Annotated in this window: 18 protein-coding genes and 1 riboswitch; of the genes, 5 read left to right on the top strand and 13 right to left on the bottom strand. The window is 37.6% G+C overall.

The annotated features are described in order from the left end of the window. Positions 1-8 precede the first annotated feature (8 nt). The 7 genes from CD112_RS02400 to CD112_RS02370 form a co-directional block, all read right to left on the bottom strand. Positions 9-923 carry a sulfite exporter TauE/SafE family protein gene (locus tag CD112_RS02400; RefSeq protein ID WP_002480354.1) on the bottom strand — a complete coding sequence of 305 codons (915 nt, stop codon included), beginning with the start codon at positions 921-923 and terminating at the stop codon, positions 9-11. 158 nt (positions 924-1,081) lie between these two features. Then, positions 1,082-1,843 carry a uroporphyrinogen-III C-methyltransferase gene (gene cobA / locus CD112_RS02395; protein ID WP_002480353.1) on the bottom strand — a complete coding sequence of 254 codons (762 nt, stop codon included), beginning with the start codon at positions 1,841-1,843 and terminating at the stop codon, positions 1,082-1,084. A 102-nt stretch (positions 1,844-1,945) separates the two neighbouring features. Then, the gene (locus tag CD112_RS02390; protein WP_103363784.1) at positions 1,946-3,652 is read right to left on the bottom strand and encodes an NADPH-dependent assimilatory sulfite reductase hemoprotein subunit; all 1,707 of its coding nucleotides are present in this window, start codon (positions 3,650-3,652) and stop codon (positions 1,946-1,948) included. A gap of 18 nt (positions 3,653-3,670) precedes the next feature. Then, a complete protein-coding gene (locus tag CD112_RS02385; RefSeq protein ID WP_037556148.1) occupies positions 3,671-5,506 on the bottom strand; it encodes an assimilatory sulfite reductase (NADPH) flavoprotein subunit in 1,836 nt (611 codons plus the stop codon). Positions 5,507-5,665: 159 nt separating this feature from the next. Continuing rightward, positions 5,666-6,391, bottom strand: a complete 726-nt coding sequence (locus tag CD112_RS02380) for a phosphoadenylyl-sulfate reductase (protein ID WP_002480350.1) — start codon at positions 6,389-6,391, stop codon at positions 5,666-5,668. A gap of 276 nt (positions 6,392-6,667) precedes the next feature. Next, positions 6,668-8,566, bottom strand: coding sequence for a glycosyltransferase family 2 protein (locus tag CD112_RS02375; RefSeq protein WP_103363783.1), 1,899 nt, complete (start codon positions 8,564-8,566; stop codon positions 6,668-6,670). 132 nt (positions 8,567-8,698) lie between these two features. Continuing rightward, positions 8,699-9,295 (bottom strand): complement inhibitor SCIN family protein, encoded by a 597-nt coding sequence (locus CD112_RS02370; protein ID WP_103363782.1) that lies wholly within the window; start codon positions 9,293-9,295, stop codon positions 8,699-8,701. Positions 9,296-9,458: 163 nt separating this feature from the next. On the opposite strand from CD112_RS02370, the gene CD112_RS02365 reads away from it, so the two are divergent. After that, complete coding sequence (locus CD112_RS02365) at positions 9,459-9,863, top strand: NUDIX hydrolase (protein WP_103363781.1); 405 nt, start codon at positions 9,459-9,461, stop codon at positions 9,861-9,863. A gap of 151 nt (positions 9,864-10,014) precedes the next feature. Beyond that, on the top strand, positions 10,015-11,172 hold the full coding sequence (chrA, locus tag CD112_RS02360; protein WP_103363780.1) for a chromate efflux transporter: 1,158 nt from the start codon (positions 10,015-10,017) through the stop codon (positions 11,170-11,172). Positions 11,173-11,253: 81 nt separating this feature from the next. Here chrA and CD112_RS02355 read toward each other — a convergent pair whose 3' ends face one another. The 6 genes from CD112_RS02355 to xpt form a co-directional block, all read right to left on the bottom strand. Beyond that, a complete protein-coding gene (locus CD112_RS02355; protein ID WP_031262374.1) occupies positions 11,254-12,315 on the bottom strand; it encodes a PTS sugar transporter subunit IIC in 1,062 nt (353 codons plus the stop codon). A gap of 527 nt (positions 12,316-12,842) precedes the next feature. Then, positions 12,843-13,622, bottom strand: coding sequence for a VOC family protein (locus tag CD112_RS02350; RefSeq protein WP_103363779.1), 780 nt, complete (start codon positions 13,620-13,622; stop codon positions 12,843-12,845). Between the two features lie 474 nt (positions 13,623-14,096). Continuing rightward, the gene (gene guaA, locus CD112_RS02345; protein ID WP_002480343.1) at positions 14,097-15,638 is read right to left on the bottom strand and encodes a glutamine-hydrolyzing GMP synthase; all 1,542 of its coding nucleotides are present in this window, start codon (positions 15,636-15,638) and stop codon (positions 14,097-14,099) included. 16 nt (positions 15,639-15,654) lie between these two features. Beyond that, positions 15,655-17,121 carry an IMP dehydrogenase gene (gene guaB / locus CD112_RS02340; protein WP_002480342.1) on the bottom strand — a complete coding sequence of 489 codons (1,467 nt, stop codon included), beginning with the start codon at positions 17,119-17,121 and terminating at the stop codon, positions 15,655-15,657. A gap of 33 nt (positions 17,122-17,154) precedes the next feature. Then, positions 17,155-18,423, bottom strand: a complete 1,269-nt coding sequence (gene pbuX, locus CD112_RS02335) for a xanthine permease PbuX (RefSeq protein WP_002480341.1) — start codon at positions 18,421-18,423, stop codon at positions 17,155-17,157. Beyond that, the gene (xpt, locus tag CD112_RS02330) at positions 18,420-19,010 is read right to left on the bottom strand and encodes a xanthine phosphoribosyltransferase (protein ID WP_002480340.1); all 591 of its coding nucleotides are present in this window, start codon (positions 19,008-19,010) and stop codon (positions 18,420-18,422) included. The genes pbuX and xpt overlap by 4 nt, the downstream gene beginning before the upstream one ends. Positions 19,011-19,403: 393 nt before the next feature. Beyond that, a riboswitch (purine riboswitch) is annotated at positions 19,404-19,505 on the bottom strand. Between the two features lie 232 nt (positions 19,506-19,737). Between xpt and CD112_RS02325 the strand changes: the two genes are divergently transcribed. From CD112_RS02325 to CD112_RS02315, 3 genes are all read left to right on the top strand, one after another. Beyond that, the gene (locus CD112_RS02325) at positions 19,738-20,124 is read left to right on the top strand and encodes a general stress protein (protein ID WP_002480339.1); all 387 of its coding nucleotides are present in this window, start codon (positions 19,738-19,740) and stop codon (positions 20,122-20,124) included. Between the two features lie 108 nt (positions 20,125-20,232). Further along, positions 20,233-20,898 (top strand): hypothetical protein, encoded by a 666-nt coding sequence (locus CD112_RS02320; protein WP_002480338.1) that lies wholly within the window; start codon positions 20,233-20,235, stop codon positions 20,896-20,898. 116 nt (positions 20,899-21,014) lie between these two features. Continuing rightward, positions 21,015-21,986 (top strand): hypothetical protein, encoded by a 972-nt coding sequence (locus CD112_RS02315; RefSeq protein WP_103363778.1) that lies wholly within the window; start codon positions 21,015-21,017, stop codon positions 21,984-21,986. Positions 21,987-22,146 lie beyond the last annotated feature (160 nt).

The raw sequence follows: 22,146 nt of genomic DNA, 5'->3' as shown, positions 1-22,146 counted from the left end.
ATCTCCTCTTATTGTTTTACTCTTCCTACTTTATTTGCTTCTTTTTTGTGAAAAAAGTTCGATAATTTACCTTCTTTGCGCAAAATGACAAACAATAATGCAAACCAACCAATAACCACTGCGACTCTTACGAAAGCAATCGCTTCACCCGGTGCACCAAATGCGTTCAACAAAGTATTGCTGTTGGTAAAGATAATCAAACCACCCACAAAAATACCTAAGACATTCACTGGGATAATCTTAACGAGCCATGCCGCAAATGGTGCAGCCGCAACGCCGCCGACACTTAATGCCAGAACCAATCCCCAATTAATTAAATGAAGAGGTAAGAAAATCAAGAAACTGATAGACGCTGCAATCGTTACGAAAAACTCACTGATAGATACACTGCCGATAACATGACGAACATTGATATCACGACGTGCAAGTAATGCAGAAGTATTGACTGGTCCCCAGCCGCCTCCACCGATAGCTGTTAAAAATCCAGCAGTCGCACCAAGCGGAAACATAAATTTATTACTCAACTCTGACCCTCTTGTCAGCTTTTTAGTTTGTCCGCGTTTAAACGCAAATTGAACTAAAATATAAATACCGATGGTAATCAGGAACAAAGCAACGACAGGCTTAACTAAACCTGCATGCAGATGGCTGACTGCCGCTGCACCAATGAAAGCTGCCATCGATCCCGGCACCGCTAATTTCAGTATTAAACGCTTATCTGCGTTAGAGAATGACATGTGCGAAACACCTGATGCTGCTGTTGTCGCAATTTCAGAAAAATGGATTGTCGCTGATACAATGGCTGGTGCTAAACCAAGCGATAACAAAATCGATGATGATGTTACGCCGAAGCCCATGCCGAGGGAACCGTCAACCAATTGTGCAAAAAACCCTACGAAGGCAATAATTAATAGTTTTTTCATTGTCTTTGCTCCTTTCTTTCAATAATCAAGTTTTGATTGTTAGAATTTTCATATTTTTTATGTTGTGTAGTACATAGACGATACTATTCTTATCAGTTTACAAGGAATTAAAGTTAAAAAAATGAACTTAATATGCCTTCCTTGCCGGTATGACACATTTATTGATGCGCTGCTGCTTGGGCTGAAACAGATTCAAACCAGCTGATTTTCTCACGTAATTGTACGACTTCACCGATTACAATCATTGATGGATTTTTAAAATCTTTTGCGACATCAACAATGGTTTCTAAAGTACCGACTGCAGTTTGTTGAACTCCGCTTGTTCCTTGATAAACCAATGCGGCAGGTGTATCTTTCGGTCTGCCATGTTGCACTAACAAACGACAGATTTCAGGCAACCTGCTGACACCCATGTAAATACACAGTGTTTCAGGACCTAATGCTAAATGTTTCCAATAATCTTCTTTTAACGTTTTCTCTTTATTAACACCTGTCACAAATGCGACAGAAGAACTATAGTCTCGATGTGTAACTGGGATACCTGCATAAGCAGGTGCGGCGATACCTGAGGTAATACCAGGTACAATTTCAAAAGCGATGTGATGTTCTGCCAGAACTTCCGCTTCTTCTCCACCTCTACCGAACAAGAAAGGATCTCCGCCTTTTAATCTTGTTACAGTAAGACCTTTACGTGCGAAACTCACCATTAATGCATTGATTTCTACTTGAGGAATTGATAAACCACTCGGGTCTTTCCCACAATAAATCAATCTTGTATTCGGCTTTGCATATTGCAATAAGGCCTTATTAACGAGGCGATCATATAGAATCACATTAGCTTGTTCTATAGCTTTGACACCTTTTACTGTGATTAAATCCGGATCTCCGGGACCTGCGCCTACGATATATACTTTTCCCATTCGATCACCTCTTTGTTTTATTTAAATAGATGTTGGGCATTACTGGAGAAAGGACGTATCCAAGTGCGTAGATACGTCACTTTCTGAGGTAATGCTTACTGCTTATCTGAAGTCACGACCATCTGTAACTTTTTCTACAATACCTTTACGTACTACAAAGTCACCGAAGTGTTCCCCTGTTTCACGCTCTTTACTGTATTGTTCTAAAATTGGACGTAAGCTTTCTAAAATTTCCGCTTCTCCGATATTTTCTTTATATAATTTATTCAAACGTTCACCGATAAAGCTACCGCCTAAATAGAAATTATATTTACCAGGTGCTTTACCAATAAAAGCAATTTCAGCTAATGCAGGACGTGCACAGCCGTTCGGGCAACCTGTCATACGAATCGTAATTTCTTCTTCTCGTAAACCAAATTCATCTAAAATGTCTTCAATTTTAGTCACTAAAGAAGGTAAATAACGTTCTGACTCTGCCATCGCAAGCCCGCAAGTCGGAAAGGCCACACAAGCCATAGAGTTACGACGTAAACCACTGTAATTTTTGCCGTCTGTTAAACCATACTCTTCGATAATCGCATCAATAGCGGCTTTATCTTCTTTCTCAACATTCGCAAAAATCAGGTTTTGGTTCGGTGTCATGCGAATTTCACCTTTATGTGTTTGCGCTAATTTCTTAATCGCTGTTTTCAACTTAAAGTCTTCTGTATCTTTAATACGACCATTTTGAATGAATAATGTATAGTGATACTTACCTGAACCTTCAACCCAACCTAAACGGTCACCGTTACTGTCAAATTCAAATGGTTTCGCATCTTCGATTTCCCAGCCTAAACGACGATTTAATTCTTCACGAATCCAATCCACGCCTTTACGTTCCACTGTATATTTGAAACGCGCTTGTTGACGGTCTGCACGGTCACCGAAATCACGTTGAATCGTTAAGATTTTCTCACAAACTTCCGGTGCTGTTTCTTTAGGAATATAACCTAATACTTTACCGACTTGAGGATGTGTTCTTAAATCATCATGCTTACTGCCCATACCGCCGCCGACAGTTACTGTAAAGCCGGTTAATTCATCATTTTCAACGATACCGATTAAGCCGATGTCTTGTGAATAGACATCAATATCGTTAGAAGGTGGTAACGCAATACCGATTTTAAATTTACGCGGCAAGTATGTTTTACCGTACATAGGTTCATGATCTTCTTGTTTAGAATCGATGATTTTTTCACCGTCTAACCAAATTTCATGGTACGCTGTCGTCTTCGGTAATAAATGTCCGCTGATTTTATCCGCATAATCATTTATTTCACTATACACATCAGATTGGTAGGGATTAGGGTTGCACATGACATTACGATTGACGTCACCGCACGCTGCGATTGAATCAAGTACAGCTGCGTTAATCGCTTGCATTGATTTTTTTAAGTTGCGTTTTAAAATCCCATGATACTGTACAGTTTGACGTGTGGTTAAACGAATTTGTTCACCTGCATAATCATCTGCCAATTGATCTAGCTTCAACCATTGATCCTTGGAAACACGGCCTCCAGGGATACGTACACGAATCATAAATGCGTAGAGAGGTTCTAATTTTTGTTTGCGTCGTTCTTGACGTAAGTCACGGTCATCTTGCATATAGCTGCCGTGGAATTTTAATAACTTGGTATCATCATCAGCGATTGCACCAGTCACAGGGTCTTTTAAACCCTGTGCAATGGTACCGCGCAAATAATTGCTTTCGCCTTTATTACGTTCTAAATCATCTAAGCCTTTATATAAATCATTGTTATTCTCAGCCATAATTTGCCTCCTCAAAAATTAATACACGTCACGTTGATAGCGTTTTTCTTTTTTCAATTCTGATAGGTACTCTTCTGATTCTTCTTCAGATAAGCCGCCTTCTTTTTCCAATACATGAATGATGGCTTGATGTACATCTTTCGCCATGTGTTTTTCATCGCCGCAGACATAAATTGCTGCGCCATTTCTTAACCATTCATAAAATTCTGCACTGTTTTCATCGATTAAATGCTGAACATAACGTTTTTCTTCTTGATCACGTGAAAAGGCTAAATCTACTTTTTCTAACACACCGCTCTTCAACCAATCTTGAATTTCGGTTTGGTATAAGAAGTCTGTTGTAAAGTGTGGGTTACCAAAGAACAACCATGTGTTACCTGTTAAATCCAATTCTTCTCGTTCTTGTAAGACACTGCGGAATGGAGCGATACCTGTACCTGGTCCAATCATGATGACTGGTGTGTTCTCATCGAATGGGAATTTAAAGTTAGGATTTTTCTTCAAGTATACTTTTAATTTATCGCCCGGCTCTACACGTTCTGCGAGTTGTACACTGCAGACACCTGAGCGTTTACGATTATGTGCTTCATAACGTACTGCACATACTGTAATGTGTACTTCATCTTCATTTGCTTTATGACTGCTTGAAATAGAGTAACTGCGTGCAGGGATTTTTCTTAAGACTTGATGTAATTGGTTCGGTTGTAGTGACTCTGTAGGGAAATCATTCAATAAGTCTATTAAGTCACGACCGTAGATATAATCTTTCACCCATTCACTATCAGAGGCTCTATCTAATAAGTCTTCATTATCAAAGAGCTGTGCTGCACTTTCGATTAATGGTTTCGTTAATTTTGTGATTTCAAAGTATGACGTCAATGCTTCTTCTAGCGACATTTTGTCACCTTGTGTATTCACAGTAATATCTTTTTCTGCCACCCAATCTTGCATATCGATAATTTCATCCACAAGTTCTGGGTCATTTTCAGGTAAGATATTAATGGAATCGCCTGGTGCGTAGTCATCGCCATAACCTTCTAATGATAATTCAAGGTGGCGAACTTCTTTATCAGAACCACGACCAGTTAAATTAATATTTTCTAAGACTTCTGCTTCGTAAGGAAATGTTCTTGAGTAAATGGGTCCAGAAGCATCTTCAACAGGTGCATCTTGTGCCTCTTGAACCACTTGCTTTACTTCTTGATCACCTAACTCATTAATAATGTTTTCAATCCATTCATTAGCGAGTTCTTCGAAGTCAATATCACAATCGACACGCGGTAAAATACGGTCAGCGCCTAACTCTTCTAAGCGTGCATCAAAGTCTTTACCCGTTTGACAGAAGAACTCATAAGATTGGTCACCTAAAGCAAGTACTGAGAAGCGTGCGCCTTCTAATTTAGGTGCTTTACGTCCGTATAAGAATTCATAGAAAGATAATGCGTTATCCGGTGGATCGCCTTCACCATGTGTTGACGTTACGATAAGTAGGTCTTCAACATTTTTTAAATCTTTCGTTTTATATTGGTCCATTTCAGTTAATGTGGCATCAAAATCGTTTTCTTTTAATTTACTTTCGAGTAATTCTGCCACCCACTGCGCGTTACCAGATTCAGAACCAAATAATACAGTGACTTTGCGTGGTTCTACAGCTTGTTGTTGCGCTGGTGCTGCTGGCGCCTGCGTTGCTGCTGCGCTAGAAGCAGGTGCTTGTGTTGCTGTGCCATCTTGGAGATGTGCCGTTAAATAACCGCTAAGCCAGAGCTTCTGGTCATTTGATAATGTTGATAACGCTTGATTAATGAGTTGTGCCTGTTCATCGTTGAACGGACTATTTGTTGCTGATAAATTCAAGTGTCTTCCCCCCATATGATAGATTTTATCCTTAGTTTTTTAGTAGGAATTGAAACTAAAAAAATATCTACACTTAATTCAAGTATAGTCATTGTGCTTTCAAAATTCCAACATATCCACTAGGAATTATATACAAAAAAATTAATTGTAACTTTCAAATTAAGATTTACGTCCGATGTGCAAACCACATTCAGTTTTCATGTTGTTTTGCCATCTGCCTTCTCTAGAGTCGCCGCCTTCAAAAACAGGTGAAGTACATGGTGCGCATCCGATGCTTGGATAGTTCTGATCATGTAAAGCATTATAAGGTAAATCATTCGATTTAATATAATCCCATACATCATCCCAAGTCCAATGGATTAACGGACAAACTTTAATAGATTCAAAACGGTCGTCTTTATTCACAAAGTTTGTGTTGCGTCTTGTTGGAGATTGTTCACGTCTCAATCCTGATACCCAAGCTGTTTGGCCAGTTAATACTTCTTCAAGCGGTTTAACTTTACGGATATAACAACATTGGTTTGGATCTCTACGCCAAAGATTACCGCCATATTCTTGAGCTTGTTGATCAAGTGTTAAATCTGGCTTCTTCATAACAATGTTCAATTTAGGATATTTTGCTTTAACACGGTCGATTAAATCGTACGTTTCATCGAAATGGAGACCCGTGTCTAAAAAGACGATACGTGCGTCTGGTTTCACTTGCGAAATTAAGTTAATCAGAACGATGCCCTCTGCTCCGAAACTGCAAGCATATACAATTTCATCTCCGTAAGTATCATATGCCCATTTCAGAACATGATACGCACCTTTTGTTTCATCTGAAACATCTAATGATTCAAAAGGGTCTGAGGTGAAGTCTGTATAAGTAATTTTAGAAGTCAATAAAATACTCTCCCCTCATAGTATATAGATATAGCACCCTACAATTCAAATTGATACAATGATATTCGAATTGTCAGAAAATAATTATGTATTGAATCTTACCGTTTTCTCTATCCCCTGTCAACAATATTTATAATAATTTCACAAACTTAATAACCTTCTAGCAATATACGTTATTTTATACTATTCACAACCGATTTCTTTAAAATATTTAATGATACTTTAACGCATTACCACGTTATCCAAACAAAAAGAAGAAGAGATTTTCATCCCTTCTTACTTTACAACCTGCACAAAATCTCGATTTGCGGTGATAAAATAACCCGCTTTTGTTTTTAAGCGCGGTGTCCCTTTAGAAGAACACACAATTTTATCTATTTCTATCGTGTCATTTAACTTCGGTTGGAATTCTGCTTCAGTTTTAAAGTTACGATCTTCATAAGCTTTACACTTTTTAATGACTTGAATCGTGATTGGCCAGTCTACAATATAATGTTCAGACAGATTACTGTCTAACTGTTCGACAAACTTTTTATTCGCAGTAATCACGTTCCCATCCTCTAATACTAATCGCGGTGTCCCTTTTTTAGAATACTGTATCTCTGATACATTAAACACCTCACCGACTTCCATAGATTGAGCTTGTTCTTGTGTAAATTCAGTATCACCATACACTTTAAACTTCTTAATCGCCCATACTTTCCCTGGGTTTTCTGCATAATACTTTGTAGTATCCACCTCATTAGGTTCAGCTGATGATGCTTGTTCTTGTTGTGTTGAAACGAATTCTACTTTCTGACCTTGACGTTTTAAAGCATGATTTTCCGTAATGCTTGGCAACATCATGTGTACTAAAAATGGTTTGTAGTGATCATAAATAACTTGCAGATTAAAATCGAAATCTACGTTTAATGCATCTGAAGGTATCCAGAGTTGATTGTCTTGCTGCTCAAACATTACTTCCTGCGTCACGGATTCATCAGAAAGCTTCACCAAATGCACTGCGTCGACTTCTGTTGAATCCTCTTTATATAGCGTAATAACCTCATAGAAGTGATTATCTTTAAGATGTGTGCCGCTATAGACCGCATAGAAGGGTTCGTATAAGGGTTCAACGGTGTGCAAGTCTTCCGGCAAATGATAATATACTAATCCGTCTGCAATATAATGTGGCGCTCGTATACCTTCGCTTAATAAAGTAATCAACGCTTCTACTTTTTCTTTATCGCTATTTAATAAGCATTCACATACTTTTTCATATTTCGGTTCAGTCAAGTAATCTTTAATATCTAAGTCATGTTGGTCTAAAGTTGAAACTAACTGATCAAAAGCTTCATAGAATTTATTTTTCTCTGCGCTTTTTAAGAAGCGACGATTCATGAATAAGCGTGATAAATAATCCATTTCTACTATTCGACTGATCGCATGTTTGCGTGCAGTCTCCGGGATGTCTAAATCTAATAACTGCTTTAACACTTCTAAATTAAAAGCTGTTTTTTCAAAAATATCTGTTTCACTGACCAATGATTGATTCGCACCATATCGATTCACATGATAGACCACGATATCATTCATAGCGGCAGTTTTAGCGTGCGCAATTACTTCAGTAAAGAATAACTTATCTTCTCCGTATTTCATCGGTTCAAAATAAAGATGATGATCTTGAATCACTGATTGTTTTATTATTTTTCCAGGTGGACCGACGGCACGAAAGATTTTATCAATTTCGTAAGGCACAAGTCCTTCTTCTTTTGTATAAGCACTAAAGCGTGCAATTTGGCTCACAGACTGGTCTTTATGTTTTAAACTTTGACCGAACACTATATCACTCTCTGTAGTTAAAGCTTGGTCAAGCAACTTCGGAAAACCTTCTGTATCTAACCAGTCATCTGCATCTAAGAACGTAATATAAGTGCCTTCAGCCGCTTCCACCCCCACATTTCTTGGCTTAGCTGGACTACCGCTGTTTGCTTCTAACTCTATAACACGCATGTAATCACGCGTTTGTTCAAACTGTTTTAATTGTTCCAATGAGTCATCTGTTGAAACATCGTCAACAAAGATGGCTTCTATCTCATCATGATTCAACTTTAACTCATCAATAGATGATACACATTGTTGTAAAAACTGAGATTTATTATATACAGGAACAATAATCGATAATGCCTTAGACATAACATTCCCCCCTTGGATGTTGTCTCTCATATGTGTAGTTATGTTTACCTATATACCCCTCAGTCAAAAAACTGAACATAAAAAACACAGCAACCCTATAGAGATTACTGTGTTCTATCGCTTATATCTTTATTAATGATGTGCTACAAATGCCTGATATGACTCTACATTTTGAATGTGTTGTTGAACTGCGTTAATCGCATTCACTAATTCAAAGTCTGGTGCTGTTTGGTTTAATACAGCTTGTGCTTGCGCAACAGTTTGTTTTAGCTGTGCTTCATCTTGATTCATTGAAAGATGACTTTCAGTTAATAAATGGTTTGCCTTTACAATTAGGTTTTGTAGTTCTGCTTTTTTGCTTAAGATGTCGGCACTGCCTTTTTCAGTTTGCAAATGCAATTGAAATACCTCATTATAGATAGCTGAAAGTTGATTAATTGCTGTCACAACTTGTGAATCATTATTAGACTTTTGTTGTTTCTTAGCAAAATAAATCGCTTGGTTTAATTTATTCTGGTAGAATGTAGCACCTGATTCTTTCGCCATGTCTTTATAATAGTGACTCGCGTTCAATAGGTTTTTCAAGTTTTCTTTAGGTTGTACACTGTAATCACGAAATTCGTGTGCGCCGAATTGGGCAGCTTCTGCTTGATATGAAAATACATGTGCACCTGCTGATCCAAGTAATACACTTGCGAGGCCTGTCAGTAAAAATTGTTTAAAGTTCATTGTTGTTGTCTCCTTTAATTTACATACTTTTATTATAAAACAGACATACACTACAATTGAATTAACTAATTATTAACTATAAATTATTTTTTACATATTTTTAGACACTAGCTGTTCACTTTTAACGAGTATCATTCAATAACACAACTCTAGGAGGATTAAGATGACCCCAAAACATATTGTTTCCGCTTCATGTGTGGTCACAAATGATGAGAATAAAATACTTTTAATCAAAAGTCCTTTGCGTGGCTGGGAAATTCCTGGCGGGCAAATTGAAAATGGTGAAACCATTCGAGAGGGTGTCATTCGTGAAGTGAAAGAAGAAGCCGGCGTCAACATCAAACTCACGACATACTGTGGTGTCTTTCAAAATACTGAACACAGTATCATCAATCATTTATTTAAAGGAATCTACATTGACGGCACACTTACGACTAGCGATGAAAGTTTAGAAGTTGGATTCTTTACTTATGAAGAAGTCATGCAAAAGGTCACTTGGGGGAACTTCACAGAACGCATTCGTTTATGTTTAACAGAAGACGAACAACCCTTCTTAGTATCCTTTTGATATAGAGATACTATAGAATTGATCATAAAACTCAAATACATGTCATTCATAAACTTTACAAAATCCATACATCACCTTTACGCATTTCGAAATATAATGAAGACTAACGCAAAATCTATAAGTTGATGCTAATTTATATAAGGAGTTGCCTATGTCTCATTATTTCACCATTTTTATTGTAGCTTTAAAACTTGGTTTGATGTCCTTTGGTGGACCTACAGCGCATTTAGGTTATTTTTATGATGAATATGTGAAGAAAAGAAAATGGTTGGATGAAAGAGAGTACTCTGACTTAGTCGCGTTATGCCAATTTCTTCCAGGCCCTGCCAGCAGTCAAGTTGGTATCGGTATAGGTACCATCAGAGGTGGTGTATTCGGTGGTATTCTCGCATTTCTAGGATTCACTATGCCTTCAGTGATTGTTTTAATGTTATTTTCAGCTTTATTTGTAAATAACGGTACCACATTTACTTGGATGCAAGGATTGAAACTTGTTGCTGTCGCAATTGTGGCACAAGCAATTATTGGTATGGGCAAAAAATTAACCAATACGAAAACAACCATCGCATTGGCTATGTTTGTGTTAGCACTCTCATTATTGATCAATAGTATTTATATTCAAGTGGTTGCGCTGGCTATAACTGGCTTATATGGTGTCTTATTCCTTAAACCTACATCAACGCCAGACGCTGATTCTAAAGCGTTCTATTTACCTAAAAGATTAGGGATTATCTCTTTATCGTTATTTGTTTCTTTGCTTGTTGTATTGCCTATCTTAAGCGCAACCACTCAAAATATATGGATTAAAATGTTCGACAGTTTCTATCGTTCTGGTTCACTTGTTTTTGGGGGCGGCCACGTCGTGTTGCCACTGTTAGAAAAGGAGTTTGTACCGCAAGGATTGATTTCTTCTGATCAGTTCATTACAGGTTATGCGGCAGCACAAGCTGTGCCTGGCCCATTATTCACTTTTGCGTCTTATATCGGCACAAATATCGGAGGCGTAATAGGAGGGTTGCTTGCGACATTCGCAATCTTTTTACCTGCCTTTTTACTGTTGTTTGGTGTCTTGCCATTTTGGGATAGTTTTAAGTCCAACCTTTATGCCAGAGGCTTTTTGAAAGGGATCAGCGCAGGTGTGGTTGGTATTTTAATCTCGGCTTTCTACCAACCTATTTGGACTTCTACGGTTAAACAACCTTTAGATTTTACATTCGCAACGATATTATTTGTCTTATTAGCTTATTTCAAACTACCTTCATGGGCAATCGTACTCATTGGAATTGGAATAGGCGTATTGTTCTATTAAAGCTTAATAGTTCGTGCCATTTTTGGCACTAAAAAACAACACACATCAGGTATGTCCCTTTAGTGTGTTGTTTCTTTATTTCTATGCTTCATTCACTGTTGGATTAGCTTTGTTTTCTATGATTTTAGATTTATAACCCGTCACTTCACTGTTACGGATTGGATAGTTTCTAAATACATATGACATTACCCAACCGACAATGAAACAAATTGCAGCTGCGATGGCTGCGTATTTTAATACGTCGAGTGCTGGGTTGAAACCAAACATAACGAGAATACCTGGTGTCGGTGCTGCTGTACCTGGCGCATCATTGACTAACCCCGAGTAAGCAATGACCATACCAGCTAGTCCTCCACCGATAAAGTTCGTCACATAGATTGGCACTGGATTAGAAGACACTAAGTCTGCTTTTGACAGTGGCTCAATCGCAATAGAAATAACTGATTTCAAGTTACCGATTTTCAAACGATGTAGTAACGTTGTATTCATAAAGCTAGACGCAAACGCTGTTAACGCCGCAACTGCCATTGGTACACCTGTTAAGCCTAACATTGCTGTTAATGCCATAGAACTTAGTGGTGATGTTCCAACAACTGTCACAATACCACCAAGAATCAGACCCATCAGCAATGGACTTGTATTCATCGCCACATCGATAATACCGCCGATTTTCAATAATGAACCATCGACTAGTGGCGTGAACCAAACCCCTAACAATCGTCCAACTGGAATACAGAATAATACTACGATAATAAAGTCCATACCGTTTGTAATTTTCTTTTCAATAAAGCGAATCACAAACGACATCAGATAAGCCGCAAACAATGCAGGAATCAGCCCGATTTCCGCAAATGCGACCGCAAGCAACGCTGAGTTTTGTGGATTGATCTTTCTCGATAATGCGACTAGGAATGCGACAATGACCCCACTCAATGTCCCAGCTAGACTACCCGTTTCCTTTAAAAACTTAATATCGAAAATATCTCCCAATACAAACCCTTGCAGCGCCTCAACTAAGAATGTTGCAATTGCTGCTGTTGCTAAAGCCCCCATGACTGCACGCCCATCTGGCGCATAATACGTGAACACAGTGAAAAATACTAAAATAAGTAACAATAAACCTGTACCGATTAATATATCTATTTTGCACAGCCCCTTTTTACATGTGTTCATTCAAGCTTATACCTTTTAGCACACGAAAGCAAATGTTATTTTCATTATAGTATGAATTTTCTAATAATTTTTATAAAGTACTTATTCACGAAATTTCAAAACAACTCCCTAATCCTAGTTATTAACTACGATTTAAAAACATCGACATACATAATATAACCGCATTTATAATAATAATTCATGAACATAACAGATATAACATAATGTATTCAAAACTTTTTTATTGATATGTGATTTTACGCTTTTCTCAATGCTTTACTGACCTTAACGGTTGATTGTCTATGAATTATAAAGAAAAATCGCACCATAGCTCACGCATTCATAAAAATGAACACTTAATCCATAGCGCGATTATAACAAAAGTCCAAAAACATCATTATTTTTCATAGAGTTACTCTAACCTTCAGTGGTTGTTAAAATTCTCAAAATCAATTAGGAGGCACCTCCATTTTAAGAGGTTTCTAATTTTATTCATTTGATTCATTTGATTCATTTGATTATGCTTGGATACTTAAATTTAATCCTTCAGGTGTTTTATATTTTTCTATGCCTTTTTTGGCGTCTACAATATTAAATGCAGTCAATCCATATGTCTTTTCAGCATCTTTTAGCGGTTGGTTCGACTGCCAAGTGTTAATAGCTATATGGTGATGATATTTTTGATCAGATAAAAATAATGCTTGTGGTAATGCAGACGCAACTTGAAATCCTAATTGTAGATAGAATTCACTTGAGGCACTTAAATCATGCGTTTTTAAATGAAGGTGTCCTATTTTCGCATCTGCAGGCATACCTTCCCATTTTGCACCTTTTGCTTCAGTTAAAATACGTGTGACTTCTAGTTGTAACGTATCCATTACTACTAGTTCATTTTGCCATTGCCATAACTCAAATGGACGATCGGTATAAACTTCTATACCATTACCTTCTAAGTCATTAAAATAAATCGCTTCGCTGACGAGATGATCTCCCCCAGCAATCGGTATCTTTTCATCTGAAAGATGTTTAATGAGCGCTCCAAGTTGCTTAACATCACTTAATAGAAACGCGATATGGAATAATCCTGCTTCTGTCTTACTCGCAAAGCGTCCATTATCTAGTTGTTTTAAGACAACTTCATGACCATCCGTACCTACTGCTAAAACTGTTTGTGTCGGTGTGGATGAGATAACTTTAAGACCCAGTATGTGATTGTAAAAATCGGTTTGGCGTTTTATATCTGCAACATTTATTTCGATTCGATTAACATGTTTGATTGTTGATTGATGAAAGTTCATAATGTACCTCTCTTTATTTAAGTATAATAATTATACCTGAATAAAGAGAAGTTTGCTTAAAAAGAGCTTAAGGTTATCAAACACTCAAATTGCTTTAAGCCATTTTTCCTTTTATATTTGTCTATAAGGCAATGAAAAAACTCTAACTATCACTGTTAAAAGGGGTTAGACTGCTTACATCCAATCCATATGTATTTACTTGACCTCCAAGAGTAACAATCACGTTATTTTCCTATTGGCTAAATAATCGAATTAAAAAGCAACGGCATAGCCAATACACCTAAATAAAGCCCGGTAACTACTGCGAATAGTTATCGGGCTCGGTGTTTATCATGTTAGCATCATATTTGTTACCTAAATTATAATATACACGTTCACTTTTGAGAATTCGTGTTGATTTTAAAAGTAAAGTATTCTTAAAAAACCCTCTAACCATTGCGGTTAAAGGGTTTTCGTTTTATATATTCAGACTGGTTACTCCCATTCGATTGTGCTTGGTGGCTTAGAAGTAATGTCATAGACTACTCTGTTGACGTGATCTACTTCGTTAACGATACGACTTGAAATCTTTTGTAAGACTTCCCAGTCGATTCGCGCAAAGTCACTTGTCATACCATCAATTGAAGTTACGGCACGGATACCGATTGTATAGTCATACGTACGGTAATCGCCCATTACACCTACTGAACGCATGCCTGGAAGTACTGTGAAGTATTGCCAGATTTCACGCTCTAAACCTTCTTCACGAATCACTTCTCTTAAGATAGCGTCTGATTCGCGGACGATTTCTAATTTTTCTTCAGTAATTTCACCTAGAACACGGATACCAAGTCCTGGACCTGGGAATGGTTGTCTCCAAACTAAGTGTTCAGGAATACCAAGTTCGATACCTAAAGCACGTACTTCGTCTTTGAATAATGTATTGATAGGTTCAATCAATTCAAATTGCATGTCTTCAGGTAATCCACCTACGTTATGGTGAGATTTGATTGTTTGTGCTGTTTTTGTACCTGATTCAATGACGTCAGTGTAAAGCGTACCTTGAGCAAGGAAGTCTACACCTTTTAGTTTTGATGCTTCATCGTCGAAGACATATACGAATTCGTTACCGATGATTTTACGTTTTTGTTCAGGGTCAGACACACCTTTTAATTTATCCATGAAGCGATCTTTCGCATTCACACGGATGATGTTCATGTTGAAACCTTCACCGAATTGTTCCATAACCATGTCGCCTTCGCCTTTACGAAGTAAACCGTGGTCTACGAAGATACAAGTTAATTGATCGCCGATTGCTTTATGCAAGAGCACTGCAACAACTGAAGAGTCTACACCGCCGCTCATTGCGCAAAGCACTTTACGGTCTCCAACTTTTTCACGGATTTTTTCAATTTCGACTTCAATGAAGTTTTCCATTGTCCATTCGCCTGTACAATCACATACACGACGCACAAAGTTACGTAAAATGTCATTACCATACTCAGTATGACGCACTTCTGGGTGGAATTGAACACCGTAGATACGACGTTCTTTATCTTCGATTGCTGCGTAAGGCGTGCTTGGACTATCTGCGATAGATTCAAAGCCTTCTGGAATTTCAATCACTTTATCTGAGTGGCTCATCCATACTGTTTGTTCTTCTGGTAAACCGAAGAAGATTTCATCAGATTTTGCGTGGATAATTGCTTTACCATATTCACGTTCATTCGCACGCTCAACTTTTCCACCTAATAATTTTGTTGTTAACTGCATACCATAACAAATACCAAGTACAGGTACGCCTAAATTGAAGATTTCAGGATCAATTGTGTAAGAACCTTCTTCATAAACTGAGTTTGGTCCGCCTGATAATATAATACCTTTTGGATTCATATTTTTAATTTCTTCAATTGAAATTTCATGGTCGTGCAACTCACTGTACACACCCATTTCACGAATACGACGTGTAATTAATTGGTTGTATTGGCTACCAAAGTCTAATACAAGAATTAACTCTTGTTCTTTCGCCATTTCCATAAATCAGTTTCTCCTTTTATCTTGAGTAGTTTGGTGATTCTTTTGTGATTTGGATATTGTGTGGGTGGCTTTCTGCTAAACCAGCAGGTCCCATACGTGTAAACATTGCTTCTTCACGTAATTCTTTCAAGTTGTGAGAGCCTGTATAACCCATACCGCTTCTCACGCCACCCATCAATTGATAGATGTTGTCTTGTAATAAACCTTTATATGCGATACGGCCTTCAATACCTTCTGGAACGTATTTTTTAGGTGTTTTATCTTCTTGGAAGTAACGATCATTTGAACCACTTTCCATTGCACCTAATGAACCCATACCACGGTAAGTTTTATATTGTCTACCTTGGAAGATTTCAGTTTCTCCTGGGCTTTCTTCAGTACCCGCAAGCAAGCTGCCTAACATTACTGCGTGTCCACCAGCTGCTAATGCTTTTACAACATCACCAGAGTATTTGATACCGCCGTCAGCGATAATCGCTTTGCCGTGTTTACGTGCTTCAGTTGCACAGTCATACACTGCAGTAATTTGAGGTACACCTACACCCGCAACAATACGAGTTGTACAAATAGAACCAGGTCCGATACCTACTTTAACAACATCTGCGCCAGCTTCAAATAATGCTTTTGTAGCTTCGCCTGTCGCAACGTTACCAGCGATAACTGTTACTTCTGGATATTTAGCTTTAATGTGTTTAACTTGGTCGATAACACCTTGTGAGTGACCGTGTGCAGTATCGATAACTAATGCATCAACACCTGCTTCAACCAATTTCTCTGCGCGGATGTCAGTATCTTTAGAAATACCGATAGCTGCTGCACATAATAAACGGCCTTGTGCGTCTTTAGCAGCGTTTGGATATTCGTGAACTTTCTCAATATCTTTGATAGTGATAAGTCCTTCTAATTTACCATTTTCAGTTAATGGTAATTTTTCGATTTTGTGTTTTTGTAAGATTTTTTCTGCTTCGTCTAAAGTTGTGCCGACTGGAGCTGTGATTAAGTCTTCTTTTGTCATGACATCTGAAATTCTGATTGAGAAATCTTCAATAAAACGTAAGTCACGGTTTGTGAGAATACCAACGAGGTTGCGGTCTTCTTTATTGTCTACGATCGGTACACCTGAAATGCGGTATTTACCCATTAAGGCTTCAGCTTCATAAACTTTTTCTTCTGGTGTTAAGTAAAATGGATTAGAAATAACACCATTTTCAGAACGTTTAACTTTTTGTACTTCATCAGCTTGATCTTCGATGTTCATGTTTTTATGAACGACACCAAGACCGCCTTGTCTTGCCATAGCAATTGCCATTTTTGACTCAGTTACAGTGTCCATACCAGCTGAGATAACTGGAATTTTCAATTTGATTCTGTCTGATAACTCAACACTTAAATCTACTTCCTTAGGTAATACATCAGACTCCGCTGGAATTAACAGTACATCATCGAACGTCAAAGATTCTTTAGCAAATTTATTTTCCCACATTGAATACAGCCTCCATTATTTGTTTTAATTACATTATTTCACATTTTCTTCGTTTTGTTGATACTTTAAGCCGTTAAAAAAGAAATTAAGTACGATTGCTGAGATAGCACCTAGTACAATTCCATTTTGTGTTAACCAAGCGAATTGTTCGCCCATTGCTTTAAATGCTTCCGGAACAGCACTGATACCTGTTCCTAAACCGACAGCCACAGCAATAACTAACAAGTTATTCTGCTTCTTGAAATCGATACTGCCTAAGATACTGACACCATAAGCCATTACCATACCGAACATCGCGATCATCGCCCCGCCGAGTACAGGTAATGGAATAATATTTGCTAACGCGCCTAACTTTGGAATACAACCGCAAATTAAGAGTAAGATGACCATTCCATAGATGACATTATTCTTTTTCACGCCAGAAAGTGAAACCAAACCGACATTTTGAGAATATGCAGTATATGGAAATGCGTTGAAGATAGAACCAATCACAATCGCAAGCCCTTCCGCAGTGTAACCTTTGCGGTAGTCGTTACGCGTCAAAGTTCTTCCTGTGATTTTACTTAACGCTGTGTATACACCTGTTGATTCAATCAAGCTGACTAATGCGACGATAAAGAATACTAAAATCGCACCGATATCAAACGCAAAGCCTGAGAATCTGAATGGTTTCGGGAACTCGAACCAATGTGCTGTTCCAACTTGATTCAAGTCGACAACACCAAAAGCACCAGCGAGCAAAGTTCCTGCAATCAACCCGATTAAGATTGCAATAGACTTTAAGAAACCATGTGTAAAACGTTGTAAAAGCAAGATAATCAACAACGTTGAAAAACCTAAAATGATATTTTTCATATCACCGTAGTCTTTTGCCCCTTGTCCACCTGCTACATAGTTCATAGCAACCGGCATTAAATTAATCCCGATGATCGTTACCACACTACCTGTTACGACAGGTGGGAAGAATTTAACAACGTAAGAAAAGACAGGTGCAATTAAGACCACTAAAATCCCTGATACAAAGAGTGACCCGTATAATACGTCCAAACCTTTGGTCTGGCCGATTAATATCATCGGTGCAACCGCAGTAAAGGTACATCCTAAAACAATCGGCAAACCTGTACCTGTTACTCTATTCGCTTCTAAAAATGTGGCTACCCCACACATGAAGATATCGACTGTTACAAGGTACGCAATTTGTTCTGGTGTGAATTTCAAACTCGTCCCGACGATAATTGGAACAAGTATAGCACCTGCATACATTGCAAGTAAATGTTGTAGACTCAAGATGAAATTCTTCATGCGTTCTCTTCACCTTCACCTACTAAAGTTACTTGGTTGCCTTGAAGCGATGCGACTTGGCAAAGCGAAGAAACTTTTAAGCCAGCTTCTTCTAATCGTTTACGGCCTTGTTGGAAACTTTTTTCCACGACAATACCGATACCGACTGTTTCTGCACCTGCTTGTTCAACTAAACGATTCAAACCAAGTGCCGCATCTCCATTCGCTAAAAAGTCATCGATAATCAATACACGATCATTTTCTCCTAAAAATTCTTCAGAGATAATGACACGATTCGTCTTGTTTTTCGTAAACGAATGAATATCTGTCTGATAAAATCCATCTGCCAAAGTACTTGGCTTAGCCTTCTTCGCAAAGAGACATGGTACTTCAAAACGATATGCTGCCATAATAGCTGGCGCAATGCCTGATGCTTCAACAGTTAAGATTTTAGTGATGCCTTGATCTTTAAACTGTTCATAAAATGTTTCGCCAATGTCATACATTAACACTGCATCAATTTGATGGTTTAAAAACCCATCTACCTTCAAGATTTTTTCGCCAATGACGACGCCGTCTTCTTTAACCTTCTTTTTCAACGCTTCCACGCCAACAAACCTCCTAAATTTGTGTATAAAAAAAATCCCAAACTACTCTATGAGTTTCAGGATCTATGAGTGGCACAGGCAATACACATCATTATCAATATGAAGTTCACTTTGGAGTCAGGAGGTCAATTTAAATCATCTTATATTTATTAGATATAAGACCATTCTTGTTGACGCCTTCTGTGGTTAACGCAAGTTCAACCCCTTCAAGCGTGTTGCCAAAGCAACTTATAAATGACGGTTTGAGAAGCTGTTATTGTTCTCCGCGTTTCAAAACTTAATCGCTCGATGTTTGTGAACACTAAAATATAAGTCCCATCTCCCAAATAGTCCTCAACTTATATTGTAGAATGAACACGTGTCTACCCGTTTGTTTTGAAAGCACCATTGTGTTGTATTGTATCAGTGACTCATAGTCATGTCGTTAAGGCGACATGGTAGAAACTTCTAAAGCCTAATTCTCTAGATTATATGAGTAAGGTAAATTATTTAATGATAATATCAAATTTCAGGCTTTATTTCAATAACTGAAACTTAATTCATCATATTTCCATAAAATCTAATTGTGCATCGAAGAAAATATGTCCTTCCCTTGATAATAGTGTGAATTTTCTTATATTTATTTGATAGCTTAGCCGTATAATAGTATAATTTAGATGGTTCAATTATATAAAAAAAGGGTATACATTATAACATTAAACATATTTCACAGAGGGGGAGCTTTAACATGGCAAACATTACTGTACTTACATCACAAGACGAAATTTTTGATACTTTAAAACGCAGATTAGATGAGGGGTATACCAAAGACGAGATTTCAGTTATCAGCAAAAACAAATTAAACCTTGGCAGTATAGCAAGCACGGACATGACAGTGCAATCTACAAGCGGAACGTTCAGTGACAGAATTGCTCGCCTTCTAACTGGGGAAGACGGTGAACAAGCAGTCTTATTACAATACGACTTATCAGACACAGAACGTCAAATTCTAAAACGCGAATTACTTAATGGTAATATCGTTGTGCTTGCTGATAAACATGATATCAGCCGAAAAGAGTTCAAAGACGAATACGAAACAAAAAAAGATAAACACGATAAAGAATATGAAATTTAATTTGCATTCATGATAATCAGCAGCTTAGTCTGCTGATTATTTTTTATTTACATATAAGCCCAGTGTATCAATATGCTATAATCAAAAGAAAAATGGGAGGGCAGCGCTATGGACTTTAAATTAGTGAAACAAACATCCGATCCATTGTATGAGGCAGCTTTAAATCTCTTTGATAACTATCAATTCGGAAATGTGTCACAAAAACACCATGTATTCAAACAATCACTTGAAAATAAACGCACCCAAAATGATTACGTCTTCTTAGTCGGTTTAGATAACGATGAAGTTGTCAGTTTTGCCACGGGCCACTACGAAGCTACTACAAATGCAGCATTTATTATGTATCTAGTTGCTGTAGACACACCAGAAAGAGAACGTTATTTAACTGAAACATTAGAGAAGCTCCAAGAAGGATTGGATAATCTAGCCAACCGTGTGCATGACCGCGATGTGAATTTCTTTATGATGGAAGCATTACCGATTCCGGATTCTTTAGATGAACCTGATGCAGATCTGCTTATGCAACGTCACCTTTTCTTAAAAGAACATGGCTTTGAAGAACAAAGAGAAATCGATTATATTCGTCCTGCTATAGAGCCAGGCGGCGAACCAATTCCATTGAAATTATTCTTGCACACACGCATTCCGTTGACTAAAGACATTTACGGTACTAGTGTTAAATCTTGTTATATTTTAAAATATGTTTTCGCAAATCACCTTTCACGCAAAACCGTTTATCCGCTACTTGAACAAATGGATCTTCGAAAATCGTGAGAACCCTTGAAATCAAAAGGAAATCGGGTTAAACTAACATAGAGGTTAGACTAACGTTTGTGTGACGTAAGACATACGTCCCACTTAAAATCATAGAGTGAAAGGATATAGATCAGATGCTAACAAAAGAATTCGCCCAACGCGTCGAATTAAGTGAGAAACAAGTACGTAAAATCGTACAACATTTAGAAGAACGCGGTTACCATTTAAAGAAAACAGAATACCGTGGTCGTGAAGCAACTGACTTCCAAGAAGAAGACATCGAGTTATTCAGAGAGATTGCGGATAAAGTTAAGCAAACAAATAGTTACGACTTAGCTTTCGAAGAATTAGAGAAAGAAAATGATTTCTTACAAATTGTTGTTAAAGAGGATGATCAAAATCAACTTCCTAGCGATCAAAACTTCGCAAAATTATTAAGTGACTTACATAACGACATCACTAAGATGCGTGAAGAACGTCAAATGCTAGGCCAAATGATTTCTCAAGTGCACCAACAACAAAAAGATTTACAAACTTTACAACAACAAATGACAGATAAGCTTGATCAACACGAAAAAACACTTAAAGCGATTGAAACAGCACAAAAAGATCAAGCAAAAGCAGTTCAAGATAACACTGAAGCCATGAAATCTCATACTGAAAAAGTTTTAGCACAACCACAACCTACTGTTGAAACTAAAACTGAACCTAAAGCAGAGGAACAAGTGGCTAAGACTGCTGAAGTCAAAGAAACTAAACCTTCAACGGAAGAAGTTAAATCTGAAACAACATCTTCAGAAGAACAAACTCAAAAAACTACAGAAACACCGCTTTCTGATTATAAAGGTGCCACAGCATCAGCTGAAACTGAACAACCGACACAAACAGAACCAGTTAAATCTGAAAGTACTGCAGAACAACCAGCAGTTGATGCATCTGAAACAACTAAATCAGAAAATGAAACACCTGAGACAGAAGTTCAAGGTACACCAAATTCAACAACACCTGAACCAGAAATACCGATTGACAATCAACATGAACCTACTGTTTCACATCATAAGAAAGAAGAGAAAAAAGGTTTCTTCGCACGTTTATTCGGTATGTAAATTAAACACTATTCAAATCCAATCCGATAATTCGGGTTGGATTTTTTTGTTTTGTTCACAGTATTTTTAAAGAAACAGTTAAAAACCGCCATTGACCCTTTCTTATATATACGATATATTTACTATGTATTTAAACGGACTTTACAACTATCCTATACTG

It is taken from the genome of Staphylococcus simulans, from assembly GCF_002902285.1.
GTDB classification, from domain to species: domain Bacteria; phylum Bacillota; class Bacilli; order Staphylococcales; family Staphylococcaceae; genus Staphylococcus; species Staphylococcus simulans.
The sequence above is the reverse complement of the archived record's forward strand: the minus strand, read 5'-3'. Positions and strand labels throughout refer to the sequence as shown.